Origin of the sequence: Paucibacter sp. KBW04 (assembly GCF_003852425.1) — a bacterium.
Taxonomy (GTDB): domain Bacteria; phylum Pseudomonadota; class Gammaproteobacteria; order Burkholderiales; family Burkholderiaceae_C; genus Paucibacter_A.
Genome location: NZ_QAJN01000015.1, coordinates 247,111 through 258,898, shown reverse-complemented (window position 1 = coordinate 258,898; position 11,788 = coordinate 247,111). Strand labels below are relative to the sequence as shown.

The 11,788-nt window shown below is 66.4% G+C and carries 12 protein-coding genes; 7 read left to right on the top strand and 5 right to left on the bottom strand.

Going from position 1 to position 11,788, the window contains the following annotated elements; genetic code table 11:
* Positions 1-83 precede the first annotated feature (83 nt).
* From DBR47_RS19490 to DBR47_RS19470, 5 genes are read left to right on the top strand one after another with little or no spacing between them, the layout of a single operon-like run.
* Complete coding sequence (locus DBR47_RS19490) at positions 84-2,477, top strand: penicillin acylase family protein (protein ID WP_124453181.1); 2,394 nt, start codon at positions 84-86, stop codon at positions 2,475-2,477.
* 46 nt (positions 2,478-2,523) lie between these two features.
* A complete protein-coding gene (locus DBR47_RS19485) occupies positions 2,524-3,384 on the top strand; it encodes a cytochrome c family protein (RefSeq protein ID WP_124453180.1) in 861 nt (286 codons plus the stop codon).
* 11 nt (positions 3,385-3,395) lie between these two features.
* Positions 3,396-6,101, top strand: a complete 2,706-nt coding sequence (locus tag DBR47_RS19480; protein WP_231512402.1) for an EAL domain-containing protein — start codon at positions 3,396-3,398, stop codon at positions 6,099-6,101.
* A gap of 18 nt (positions 6,102-6,119) precedes the next feature.
* On the top strand, positions 6,120-6,563 hold the full coding sequence (locus DBR47_RS19475; protein ID WP_124453178.1) for a GNAT family N-acetyltransferase: 444 nt from the start codon (positions 6,120-6,122) through the stop codon (positions 6,561-6,563).
* Positions 6,564-6,583: 20 nt separating this feature from the next.
* On the top strand, positions 6,584-7,744 hold the full coding sequence (locus DBR47_RS19470; RefSeq protein ID WP_197047166.1) for a hypothetical protein: 1,161 nt from the start codon (positions 6,584-6,586) through the stop codon (positions 7,742-7,744).
* On the opposite strand, the gene DBR47_RS19465 is transcribed toward DBR47_RS19470, so the two are convergent.
* The 5 genes from DBR47_RS19465 to DBR47_RS19445 all read right to left on the bottom strand — a co-directional run bounded on the left by DBR47_RS19465 (position 7,717) and on the right by DBR47_RS19445 (position 10,378).
* On the bottom strand, positions 7,717-8,166 hold the full coding sequence (locus DBR47_RS19465; protein WP_124453174.1) for a GNAT family N-acetyltransferase: 450 nt from the start codon (positions 8,164-8,166) through the stop codon (positions 7,717-7,719). The two genes, DBR47_RS19470 and DBR47_RS19465, sit on opposite strands and share 28 nt — an antisense overlap.
* Before the next feature lie 34 nt (positions 8,167-8,200).
* Entirely contained in the window at positions 8,201-8,626 is a 426-nt protein-coding gene (locus DBR47_RS19460; RefSeq protein WP_124453172.1) for a GFA family protein, read from the bottom strand.
* Positions 8,623-8,898 (bottom strand): hypothetical protein, encoded by a 276-nt coding sequence (locus DBR47_RS19455; protein WP_124453170.1) that lies wholly within the window; start codon positions 8,896-8,898, stop codon positions 8,623-8,625. The genes DBR47_RS19460 and DBR47_RS19455 overlap by 4 nt, the downstream gene beginning before the upstream one ends.
* Positions 8,899-9,066: 168 nt before the next feature.
* Positions 9,067-9,708 carry a histidine phosphatase family protein gene (locus DBR47_RS19450; RefSeq protein ID WP_124453168.1) on the bottom strand — a complete coding sequence of 214 codons (642 nt, stop codon included), beginning with the start codon at positions 9,706-9,708 and terminating at the stop codon, positions 9,067-9,069.
* A gap of 13 nt (positions 9,709-9,721) precedes the next feature.
* The gene (locus DBR47_RS19445; protein ID WP_124453167.1) at positions 9,722-10,378 is read right to left on the bottom strand and encodes a glutathione S-transferase family protein; all 657 of its coding nucleotides are present in this window, start codon (positions 10,376-10,378) and stop codon (positions 9,722-9,724) included.
* Positions 10,379-10,501: 123 nt separating this feature from the next.
* Between DBR47_RS19445 and DBR47_RS19440 the strand changes: the two genes are divergently transcribed.
* Together DBR47_RS19440 and DBR47_RS19435 are read left to right on the top strand one after the other, a co-directional pair.
* Positions 10,502-11,122 (top strand): DUF6515 family protein, encoded by a 621-nt coding sequence (locus DBR47_RS19440; RefSeq protein ID WP_124453165.1) that lies wholly within the window; start codon positions 10,502-10,504, stop codon positions 11,120-11,122.
* A gap of 123 nt (positions 11,123-11,245) precedes the next feature.
* Positions 11,246-11,785: an N-acetyltransferase gene (locus DBR47_RS19435; RefSeq protein WP_197047165.1), complete on the top strand. Its 540-nt coding sequence runs from the start codon at positions 11,246-11,248 to the stop codon at positions 11,783-11,785.
* Positions 11,786-11,788 lie beyond the last annotated feature (3 nt).

Genomic DNA, 11,788 nt, shown 5'->3' with positions numbered 1-11,788 from the left:
TGCCGCGCAGACTCCTAGGGCAAGACCTGACCCTGTCAGACTCGCCAGCAGCATGTTTGGGTCGCTTGTGCTGCAATGGGGCCATGAAATCCATTCTCAAGAAATCGCTGCTGCTTTTGCTGGCGCTGCTGGTCCTGGCCGCGCTGCTGCTGACCCTGCATTTACGCGGCAAGCGGCCCCAACGTGAGGGCGAGCTGGCGCTGACGGGCTTGCAGGCCGAGGTCAGCGTGCGTTACGACGAGTTCGGCGTGCCTCATATCAGCGCCGCCCATGAGGACGATCTCTACCGCGCCCTGGGCTATGTCCATGCCCAGGACCGCCTGTTCCAGATGGAGATGCTGCGCCGCCTGGCGCGTGGCGAGCTGGCCGAGGTGCTGGGCCCCAAGCTTTTGGAAACCGACCGTCTCTTCCGTACCCTGGGTATCCGCGCCCATGCCGATGCTTACGCGGCCAAGGAATTCGCCCAGATCGACACGCCGGCCAAACGCTCGCTGATGGCCTATCTGGACGGCATCAATCAATACCAGGCCAGCCGCCCGGCACCGCTGGAATTTGAGGTGCTGGGCCTGCCCAAGCGGCCCTTCACCCCGGCCGACACCGTCAGCGTGGCGGGTTATCTGGCCTATAGCTTTGCGGCGGCCTTCCGCACCGAACCGGTGATGACCCAGATCCGCGATCAGCTGGGCGCCTCTTATCTGCAAATCTTCGACATGGCCTGGCACCCCGACGGCGTCTTGCGCCAAGGCCTGCGCCCGGGTGATTGGCAAGACCTGGGCCGCCTGGCCCAGCTGAGCCAGAACGCCCTGGAAGCCGCCGGCCAGCCCGTGTTCGAGGGCAGCAATGCCTGGGCCGTCTCGGGCAGCCGCACGCTGGGCGGCAAGCCGCTGCTGGCGGGCGACCCGCATATTCAGTACGCCACCCCGGCAGTCTGGTACGAGGCGCATCTGAAGTCGCCGGGCTTCGAGCTCTACGGTCATTTCCAGGCCCTCAACCCGAGCGCCTTGCTGGGTCATAACGAGAAATTCGCCTGGAGCCTGACCATGTTCCAGAACGATGACATCGATCTGGTGGCCGAAAAACTCAACCCTGCCAATCCGAATGAAGTTTGGTATCGCGGCGCCTGGGTGCCCATGCAAAGCCGCGAGGAAACGATCGCGGTCAAGGGCGCGGCGCCCGTCAAGCTGACCCTGCGCCGCTCGCCGCACGGGCCCATCATCAACGACGCCTTGTTCGGTTCGGTGGGCGAGACGCCCGTGGCCATGTGGTGGGCCTTGCTGGAAACCGAGAACCCGATTCTGCAAGCCTTTTACGAGCTGAATCGCGCCGATAGCCTGGACAAAGCTCGCCAGGCCGCGGCGCAGATCCACGCGCCGGGCCTGAATGTGGTGTGGGCCGGCGCGGGCGGCGATATCGGCTGGTGGGCAGCGGCCAAGCTGCCGCAAAGACCGGCCGGCGTGAACCCCAACTTCATTCTCGACGGCGCCTCCGGCGAGGCCGACAAGCCGGGCTTTCTGCACTTCAGCGCCAACCCGCAGGAAGAAAACCCGGCGCGCGGCTACATCGTTTCGGCCAATCACCAGCCGGCCAGCGCCCAGGCCATCCCAGGCTATTACAACCTCTGGGACCGGGCCGAGCGCCTGGACTCGCTCTTGCGGGACCCCAGCATCCGCTGGGCCCCCGCCAATACCCGCGCCCTGCAGCTGGATGTGCAGACGGGCTATAGCGCCAGGGTCTTGCGTCCCGTCCTGCCCTTGCTGCGGGCGGCTGCTCTGAGCGAGCAAGACAAGGCCTTGCTCGAGGAGCTGGCCGCCTGGGACGGCAAGTTCAGCCTGCCGCAGCGCGCACCGGTCTTGTTCCAGCAATTCGTCTACGAGCTGGCCCATGCCGCCCTGGCCGACGAGCTGGGCGAGAAGGCCTTTGACAGCCTGCGCCGCACACGCATCATGGATCCGGCCCTGCCGCGCTTGCTGGCCGACGCCAACTCGCCCTGGTGGGACAAACGCGGCACGCCCGCCGTGGAGACCGAGGCCCAGATCGTGCAGGAGGCTTGGCTCGCCAGCCTGGCCCATCTGCGCAAGACCCTGGGCGCCGATGCCAAGACCTGGACCTGGGGCGGCGCTCATACCCTGACGCACCCCCATCCCCTGGGCCAGCAACAGCCTTTGGACAAGATTTTCAATGTAGGCCCCTGGCCCGTACCGGGCACGCGCGAGATGCCTAACAATCTGGATGCGCGGGTCGGGCCCGCGCCTTGGGCCGTGGTGACCGGCCCCTCGACCCGCCGCATCATCGATTTTGCTCAGCCTGGGCAGTCCCTGGGCATCAATCCGGTGGGGCAAAGCGGGGTCTGGGGGGATGCGCATTACGCCGATCAGTCCAAGCTGCATGCCCAGGGCCAGTACCGCAGCCAGCATCTGCTGGAGGCGGATGTGGCGGCCCACACGCGCAGCAGCCTGCGCCTGCGGCCCCAGCCCTGATCGAGCTAGCGAGCGTTCTTTTGTTCTTTTCATTCCGGCCCTGCCTATGTCTTTGCACCTGGTTCCGCGAGTTCTGATCTGCCCCGCCCTGTGTCTGGGTCTTTGGCTGGGTGCACCGGATGGGGCCCAGGCCTTGCAACTGCCCAAGCCCGCCGATTTGCAAGCTCAAGCGCGGCTGCAGGCGAAGGAGGTGACGGTGATCGAGCCTCACCTCAGCCGCCCCGGCCAGGAGCAGCGACGCAGCTACCGCGCCTACCCGGCGCCGGCCTTGCTGGATGGGTTGCTGGGCCCGGCCTGGCGGGCCAGCCCCGAGGCGGAAATCGAGTTCCGCGCCCTGGACGGCTTTGTCTCCCGCATCCCCGTGGCGAGGCTCTTGCAGTACCCCGCTTTTCTGGCTTTTGCGCGGGCCGACGGCCAGGCTTTTCAGGTCGATAACCATGGGCAGAACGAGCGCCAGGTGCCGCTAGGCCCTTACTACCTGATCTGGGACAACATCACCGTGCCCCAGCTGCGGGCCGACGGCGGGGCGCAATGGCCTTACCAGGTGGCGCAAATCCATCTGCGCCCCTACAGCCAGGCGGCCTTGCTGCCCGCGGGCATGGCGCCGCGCTGGAGCGAGCAGGCGCGGGCGGTGCAGACCTATTGCCTGAGCTGCCATCAAATCAATGGCTATGGCGGCGACAAGATGCCGCTCAACTTGGCCTTGCGGGCGCGCGAGATCGAGGCGGGCCAGTGGCAGCGTTGGCTGCTGAACCCCGCGGCGGTGAAGCCCGGCACCACCATGCCGCCGCTGCCGCCCGGCCTGCCCCAGACCCAGCGCGAGGCCCTGGCTGCGCAGCTGCGTGACTATCTGCTGGCCCTGCCCTTGATCGAGCCCAAACCCGGCAGCACAGGGGCCCAGCCATGAGGCCGCAGCCGGTGAGGAACTCTCGCTTCCAGGATGAGTTGGCCGCCGAGCAAGACCAGGCCCAGCGGGCGGCCGCTGCTGCTGCTGAAGCGCCTCAGCGCGGGCCGGCCTCGGTCGAGGCCTTGGCCCTGGCCATGCCGAGCTACCGGCCCTCGCTGCGCACCGCCATCGCTGTGCCTTTTGCGCTGATCCTGTGCTTTATCGTCGGCTTTCAGGCCTTCACCCGGCACAGCCAGATCAACAGCCTGATCGATCAGGAAAGCCACCGCCTGTTGGCCGCCCTGACCAGCAGCTCGCGCGATCACCTCGCGCTGTTTCTGGACGAGCCCTTCCGCATCCAGCGCGATATCGCCGATGCCATCTCCCGTCACGATCTCTACAAGCCGGGGGACTTGAAGCCGCTCTACCAGCACCTGCTGGGGGTCTACAACGATTTGTACGTGGCCCAGCACCAGATCAGCGTGCTGAGCTTTGGCAGCGAGGCGGGCGAGTACGCCGGCATCCGGCGTGAGAGCGGCGACCCGGGCTTCACCCTGATGCTCAAGGACAAGACCACCGCCGGCCAGCTGCACATCTACAACGGCGACCAGCGTGAGGTGCTGACCGCCAGCTTCCCCGACTACGACCCGCGCGGCCGCCCCTGGTATGCGCCCACCGTCCAGCAGGGCAAGGCCGGCTGGACGCCGCTCTACACCAACCGGGACGAGCGCCAGCAGATCACCATCTCCGCCGCCACCCCGGTGTTGCGCGAGGGCAAGCTGCTGGGCGTGATGGAGGCCGATCTGGATCTGGCCGGGCTCAACCATTTCCTGATCGACGAGCCCTTGCGTGGCCAGGGCGTGCTGCTGATCGTGGACAAGCTGGGCCGCCTGGTTGCGCACTCTGAGCGCAGCTCGGTGGTGGCCGACGCGAATATGGGCTCCAGCGGTGGCGAGCGCCTGCGCATGTCCGAGAGCCCCTCGCGGCTGGTGCGCGCCGCCGCCGAGCAGGTGGAGGCGGCCGAGGCCAGCGGCTCCGGCCTGGGCCATGAGTTTCAGCTGCGCGTGGGCGGCGAGCGCTTCTTCTGCCAGGTCACGCCTTATGTCGATGCGCGCGGTCTGGACTGGCGCATCGTCGCCCTGGTGCCGGAGAGCGATTTGCTCGGTGATGTGCGCGAGGTCAGCCAGCGCGTGACCTGGCTGGTGGTGCTGGTGGCCTTGCTGGGCCTGGCCCTGGGCATGTGGATCATCAGCTGGGTGACCCGGCCGATTCATCGCACGGTGGAGGCGGCCAATCAGCTGGCCCAGGGTCAGTGGGGCGCACCCCGTATCGACCAGGGCAAGCTGCAGGAAACGGCCATTCTGGTCCATGCCTTCACCCAGATGTCGGAGCGTTTGCAGCGCTCTTTCGACGAGTTGCGCGATCAGCTGCGCTACGACGGCCTGACCCAGCTGCTGACCCGCCGTGGCCTGCTGGAGCAGGCGCAGTGGCCGCAGCCGCGCTCCACTGTGCTGTGCTTGATCGGCCTGGATGCTTTCCGCGCCATCAACGACAACGTGGGCTATAGCACCGCCGACAGCCTGCTGCAGGCGATTGCCCAGCGCCTGCGTGAGTCGCTGCCGCCGCAAACCCTGATGGCGCGGGTGGGCGGCGACGAGTTCGTGCTGCTTTACTTCGAGGCCCAGCCGCACAGCGCCGAAGCGCTCAAGGCCAGGGCCCAGGCCGTTGGCGAGCACGTCCAGGCCTTGTTCAACACGCCCTTTGCCTCCGGCGGTGACGAGGTGCTGGTGTCGGCCTCGGTCGGCCTGGCCGGTGGCCTGCTGGATTGCCTGGACTTGCCGGAATGGCTGCGCAATGCCAGCGTGGCCCTGGGCGAGGCCAAGCGGCGCGGCCGGGGCAGGGCGGTCTTGTTTGAGCCCAGCATGATGGAGGCCTCGCGCCAACGCGCCCAGCTGGCCAATGAGCTGCGCCATGCCTTGCTGGGCGAGCAGTTCCTGGTGCACTACCAGCCGGTGATCGAGCTGGCCACCGGCCTGGTCTCGGGTGCCGAGGCCTTGGTGCGCTGGCAGAGCCCGGAGCGAGGCATGGTCTCGCCCGCGCTCTTCATCCCGGTGGCCGAGGAGTCGGACCTGATCCTGGGCCTGGGCCTGTGGGTCTTGCGCCGCGCCACCCAGGACATTGCGGCCCAGCTGCATGATTTGCCGGCTGGCTTTGAGCTGCATGTCAATCTCTCGGCCCGCCAGCTGATCCAGTCCGACTTTGTCGGCGAGCTGCGCCAGGCCCTGCTCGACAGCGGCCTGCCCGCGCAACACCTGACCCTGGAGCTGACCGAGTCCTTGCTGATCGGCGGCGATGTGGCGATCGAGACGCGCTTGCGCGAGATCCGCGCACTGGGCGTGAAGATCGCCATCGACGACTTCGGCACCGGCTACTCCTCCCTGGCCTATCTGAGCCGCCTGCCTTTTGACTGCCTCAAGATCGACCAGAGCTTTGTGCGCAAGCTGGGTCACTCCAGCCAGGATGCCGCCATCGTCAGCGCCGTCTTGAATATGGCCGAGGGCTTTGGTGTTGATGTGGTGGCCGAAGGCGTGGAGACCGAGGCCGACGCCTTGCTGCTGCGCCAGATGGGCTGCGCCCATGCGCAGGGTTATTTCTTTGGCCGTCCCGGCCCTTTGGCGCAATGCGACTGGAGCCGCCGCGGCGCCGAGAAGGCCCGCCCGGCCACGCTGAAACCTTGAGGCAGACCTGGTATTGCCATGGACAAGAACGTGCAAATCAGTAGCGACAAGGCCTTGCTGGACCAGGCCTTGATCCACCGCTTCTTGAGCGAGGAGGCGGCCTGGTCACGCGGCATCCCGTTTGAGCGGGTGGCCCGGGCCATTGCGGGCTCGCTGTGTTTTGGCGCCTATCTCGGGGACCAGCAAGTCGGCTTTGCCCGCGTCATCAGCGACGGCGCCACTTTTGCCTACCTGGCCGATGTGTTTGTGCTGCCCGCCCAGCGCGGGCGCGGCATCAGCAAGGCCTTGATGGCAGCGGTGATGGCTCACCCCGAGCTGCAGGGCTTGCGCCGCTTCATGCTGGCCACCAGCACCGCGCCCCAGCTCTACGCGCAATACGGCTTCACGCCCTGCGCAAGGCCGGAGATCTTGATGGAAAAGGTGGATGCCGAGGTCTACACCCGCGGCACAGCCAAGACTTGAACCCAGGAGTTCGGATGACCATGCCCAAGCAGTTCAGCCACGCGCCTCAGGGCAAGATTTACTCCTGGCCGCTGTGGAAGCATATCGAGCGTGACTGGCTGGCCAAGGGCGGCAATCCCTTCAAGATGCAAAGGGAACGCTGGCATCTGCGCGCCCACCAGCAAGAGGCTCGCTTGCGTTATCTGGCCCAGTGGCTGTGTGCCCGCCTGGCCCTGGTGGACCCGGATGTGCGGGTGCGCCTGGCCTCGCTGTGGGTGGATCACACGCCGCAAGCCCATGGAGACTATGACGCGGGCGGCGTGCCCGCCCCCGTCGATTGCGAGCTGGCGGATCTTTTGATCGTCGTGCGCACCGAGTGCGGCAAGGGCCCCACGGCCACGGTGTCGCAGCGCGGCCTGTTCTTGCAGGCCAAGGTGGCGGCGGATGTGGACCAGCTCGACCCCGGCTATGGCGATTCCTCCACGGCCAGCGAGCGCAATCTGCTGGAGCTGCTGTGTTCCAAGCTGGACATCACCGTGGGCACCTCCAGCAAATCGGCCAAGCTGCCCGGCGGCACCTATGAGTTGCGGCAGACGGGGCAAGTCGGCCTGGCTCATCTGGCGCGCTATCTGCAAATTGCGGAGTCCAAGAAAAAGGGCACGCGCAAGCCGCCTTACCAATTGCTCTGGCCCAGTGCGCGCACGGCGGCGGGCGGCAGCGCCAGCGGCATGGGCGCGGCCTTGCTTGGCCTGAGTGAGATGTCCAGCGCCTGGCCCGTGCTGGGCACGCGCCTGGATGCGAGCGGCAGCCCGCTGGAGCAAGAATTCGAGCGCCTGGCGCAGAACCTGGGCCTGCGCTATCTGAACCGCAGCTTGGGGCGCTTCAAGCGCATGACGGGGCAGGCCATTCCTCGCCTGATCGACACCGGTGAGTACCAGTATGTGGGCCCGCTGCTGCCGCTGAAACTCTGGCTGCGTTCTTTGCTGAACAAGGGCATGGCGTTCTTGTTGCGACTCAACCCGTTGCCCTTGCGCTTGTTTGCTTTGGCGCCGGCCGGCCCGAATTTTCCGCCCCCTGCACCCCCTGCACCGCCTCGTTCAGAGGAGGACGATGCGGGCGAGGTCCACATCCCCATCCTCTACCTGCTGATTCAGACCGAGCAGGCGCGCCCGGATCAGTCGGCCTCGCCGCCGGCCAAATAGCCCCGCTGCTGGGCCTGCTGCGGGTTGGCGAAGATGGCCATGGCGGTGAGCATTCTTTTGAAGCCAAACTTTTTGTAGAAGGGCTCTTTGCCTGGCGCCGCGTAGAGAATGATTTTGCGGTGGCCCTGCAGGCGTTCCAGCAAATCGTTCACCATGCGCTGGCCCAGGCCCATGCCTTGATGGCTGGGCAGCACCGCGATATCGGCCAGATAGGCCACATCCAAGCCGTCCGACAGGGCGCGGCCGGCGCCCACCAGGCGCTCGCCTTCGCGGGCGAAGCAGACATAGCGGCTGTTGCCGAACACGATTTGCAACTCCGCCGCTGTCTTGCTGCTCAGGCCCGCGTCTTGGTAGAGGGCGTGCAGCTCCTCCCAGTCCAGCGCTTGGAGGGAGGTCTGCAATTGGATCGTGGGCTCGGTCATGGTGTGGGCGGTTTGCTTATGGCTGAAGCCGAGCTTATGCCATCGGCGGAAAGGCCGCATGCCGGGGCAGTTCATCGGCCAGTTGCAGCCAAGGCAGGCGCTCCTCGTCCCAGATATGCATCTGCGGCGGCAGGCGGGCGGGTTCGTCCAGGCTGCCGATGGCGATGTCGATCAGGCCGGGGATGTAGTCGGCCTCAAAGCCGATGCGGCTGCCGCAACGCGGGCAAAAGCTGCGCCTGGCTCCGGGTGAGGATTCATAGACTTGCGGCGCCTCGCCGCTGAACTCCACATCGCCCTGCGCATAAAGCGCCCAAGCGACGGCGGGCGCCGAGTGAGCGCGGCGGCAGCTGCGGCAGTGGCAGAGCACCGTCAGCAAGGGCGGGGCCGGCAGGCGGAAGCGCACGGCGCGGCATTGGCAGCCGCCTTCAAGCGCGGCGGAATTACAGGGGCTGGTCGTCATGGCAAGTCCTTTGAAACCTGGCGTTGAAGGGCTGAGGGAGGCTGTGTCTGGCGCTGGGCTTGCTGCGCTTGCGTCACCCGCGCCTGCTGGGCTTGCATAAAGCCCTCGCGGTCCCGGGCTGAGACCAGCTGGCCGGACCAGCGGCCATGGCGAATCAGCACCCGGCGCAGGGACAGGGCCGGCGCGGCGGCGAGCTTGCGGCTGTACGCCAAGGCGAAGATGGCCCCGTACAAAAGCAGCAGCCACGCATCGATTCGCGAGTGGTAGCGCATGGTTTGTGAAGACTCCTCCCAAGCGCCTCGGCCTTGCGCAGGGCTTCGGTCATAAGACGCTTGTTTTTGGCGTTATGTTTGCCAGGAGTTTAGAGCAGTGCCGGCGCTTTGTAAGGGGACGATTGCCCTGGAATAAGGGGTGCGCGCGATTGGCGAGCAGCTCCTGCCTTATTCGGGCAAGTCTTGCAGATGCTGGTCTTCGGCCCAGCTGAGGATCTCGAAATGTTCGGCCTGGACGCGCAGACGGTTGATGCCGGCGTTGGGAATGGCGCATTCCCGCGCGCCCTGCAAAGACAAGCCCTTGGCCTGGCGCCAGACCATGTCCAGCACACCGCCGTGGGTGACGATCAGCAGGCGCTGGCCGATGTGCTCGGCGGCCAGCCGGCTCAGGGCGCTGATGACCCGGGCGTGGAACTGGCGCCGGCTCTCGGCTCCTCCTGGCAGGGCGTAGTCGGGGTCGTGCGAGGCCCAACGGGCGAACTCCTGCGGGTGTTTGACGCGGATCTCGTCAAAGCTCAGACCTTCCAGAATGCCAAAGGCCTGCTCGCGCAGCGCCGGGTGGCGTTGCGAGCCCAGCTGCAGGGCGGCCAAGCTGGGCGCGGCCGTCTGCACGGCGCGGCTGAGGTCGCTGCTGTGGGCGGCCTGGACGGGCGAGCCCTGCAGCGGGTCCAGCTCCAGGCGCAAGCGTTCGGCCAGGCGCAGGGCCTGGGCCTGGCCGCGGGCATTCAGCGGGATGTCGATCTGGCCTTGAAAGCATTGGCGGCGGTTCCAGTCGGTCTCGCCATGGCGGATCAGGATGAGTTCGGTCATGGGCCGCTCTAGCTCAAGCCAGGCCGTGAAAGCTGGTCGGCAACTGCTCGGTGGCAAAGGCCCGCTGCACCGCCGGCCGGGCCAGCATGCGCTGCATAAAGGGGCCGATATGCGGCAGGGTGCGGGCCGGGCGGGCGAAGCCACGGGTCCAGCAGCACAGCACAAAGGCCAAGCAATCGGCGGCGCTGTACTGCGCGCCCAGCAGCCAGGGGCCGCCGCTGTTTTGCAGTTGCGTGTCCAGCTGATCCAGCACGCTATTCAAGCGCTGCTCGGCCAAGGCCTTGACCTCGGCCGCAGCGCCCACATTGCCTTCGGCCACATAGCGATGCGAGTAGTAATAGGTCTTGAAATCGGCCTGGAAGGTATTGCTGAGCCAGAGCATCCATTTGTAGTAATGGGCGCGCTCGTCGCTGCCCAGGGCCGGGGCCAGGCCGGCCTGCGGAAAACGATCGGCCAGGTGCAAGAGGATGGCCGCGGTCTCGTACAGCACCAGCTCGCCGTCCTCCAGCACGGGGATCAGGCCGTTGGGGTTGAGCTTGAGGTAGGCCGGTGACTTCTGCGCATTGTTGGCGCGGTCCACCAGCTTGAGCGCAAAAGGCGTGCCCAATTCTTCGAGCAGGATGTGGGGGATCAGGCTGGCGTCGCTGGGGTGGTAGTGAAGGCTGAGCATGGGGTCTTGATCCTTGGGGTGGGCGTGAAGCGCAACTTTACAAAACAGCAATCGGCGGGCAGTCGGCGGCTCACAAGATGGCGGCGTTGAACAGGCCTCTTGGGTCAATGAATCGGGAAGAATATGAAGAGCGCAAGAAATATTGCCTTGTTGTTGTCTGCGTCCCTGCTGTCAGCCGCAGCCTTTGCCCATGGGCATGGCGGGCGCATGTTCTACGACACACACTACCACCACAACCACTACTACCCGGCGCGCGGCTACGTCAGTGTTGGCTTGCCGGTGGGGGCCATCAGCGTGGGCTTTGGGCACGAGCGCTACTGGTTCCACGGCGGGGCTTGGTACCGGCCCTATGGCTCCAGCTTCCGCGTCATCATGCCACCGCTGGGCATTGTGATCCCCATCCTGCCCTCGGCCTATGTGAGCCTGAGCGTCGGCGGCCTGCCCTATTACTACGCCAACGGGGTTTACTACACGGCAGCCGTGCCCGGGCCGGGTTATACGGTAGTGGCGCCGCCGCAAGAAGGGGCGGTGGTGCAAGCCGCAGCCGTGGCGCCCGCCTTGCCGCCGCCCAAGCCCGATCCCGTCATCTACCCTCGCAATGGCCAAAGCTCGGCACAGACCGAGGCCGATCGGCAGGATTGCAATCGTTGGGCCACCACCCAGCCCACGGCCATGAACGACGCCTCGGTCTTCAATCGCGCGGTGGAAGCTTGCATGGACGGGCGCGGCTACAGCATGCGCTAAAGCTCAGGCACCCGACCGCGCCACAATGCGGGCATGAACCGCCCCGCAGCTACGGATGAACAGGACCCGCATGATTCGCAGCCCCGCCTTCTCTTTGCTACGCAGCGATTCCGAGTCTTCCTCATGCGGGCCGCTGAGGTGCCCGAGCTGCAGCGCTTCTTCGAGGCCAACCCCGAGTACTTCCACACCGTGGGCGATCAAGCCCCCGGGCCTGCCGAGGCGCAGCAGGAGTTTGAGGACAGGCCGCCCGCGGAGTTCAGCTATTCCCGCCACCAGGCCGCTCTCATCCGAGATACGCAGGGTCAGCTGAGTGGTGTCTACGTCATCAGCTGGGATCTGTTCGCCGCCGGGGTCTGCCATATCGGCCTCTTCCTCATCGCTACCGCCCTGCACGGTCAGGGCGCGGCGCAGGAATTGAGCGCCGGGCTGGAGGCGATGGCAAGAGCCCAGGGCTGCCGCTGGCTGCGCCTGGGTGTGGTGCGGGGCAATGCGCGGGCCGAGCGCTTCTGGGCAGCCCAGGGCTTTGTCGAGTTACGTCAACGCCACGGGGTCACGATAGGCCGCCGCGTCAACAGCCTGCGGGTGATGCTCAAGCCCTTGGCGGCCGAGCACACGGTGGCCGACTACCTCGCCTTGGTGGCGCGGGACAGACCCGAGGCTTGATCT

Bases quoted from the DNA above. Each gene is read 5' to 3' on its own strand.
- DBR47_RS19460 (WP_124453172.1), bottom strand. From the start codon at position 8,626: ATGACGACCAGCCCCTGTAATTCCGCCGCGCTTGAAGGCGGCTGCCAA.
- DBR47_RS19490 (WP_124453181.1), top strand. From the start codon at position 84: ATGAAATCCATTCTCAAGAAATCGCTGCTGCTTTTGCTGGCGCTGCTG.
- DBR47_RS19470 (WP_197047166.1), top strand. From the start codon at position 6,584: ATGCCCAAGCAGTTCAGCCACGCGCCTCAGGGCAAGATTTACTCCTGG.
- DBR47_RS19450 (WP_124453168.1), bottom strand. From the start codon at position 9,708: ATGACCGAACTCATCCTGATCCGCCATGGCGAGACCGACTGGAACCGC.
- DBR47_RS19485 (WP_124453180.1), top strand. From the start codon at position 2,524: ATGTCTTTGCACCTGGTTCCGCGAGTTCTGATCTGCCCCGCCCTGTGT.
- DBR47_RS19440 (WP_124453165.1), top strand. From the start codon at position 10,502: ATGAAGAGCGCAAGAAATATTGCCTTGTTGTTGTCTGCGTCCCTGCTG.
- DBR47_RS19465 (WP_124453174.1), bottom strand. From the start codon at position 8,166: ATGACCGAGCCCACGATCCAATTGCAGACCTCCCTCCAAGCGCTGGAC.
- DBR47_RS19455 (WP_124453170.1), bottom strand. From the start codon at position 8,898: ATGCGCTACCACTCGCGAATCGATGCGTGGCTGCTGCTTTTGTACGGG.
- DBR47_RS19445 (WP_124453167.1), bottom strand. From the start codon at position 10,378: ATGCTCAGCCTTCACTACCACCCCAGCGACGCCAGCCTGATCCCCCAC.
- DBR47_RS19435 (WP_197047165.1), top strand. From the start codon at position 11,246: ATGCGGGCCGCTGAGGTGCCCGAGCTGCAGCGCTTCTTCGAGGCCAAC.
- DBR47_RS19475 (WP_124453178.1), top strand. From the start codon at position 6,120: ATGGACAAGAACGTGCAAATCAGTAGCGACAAGGCCTTGCTGGACCAG.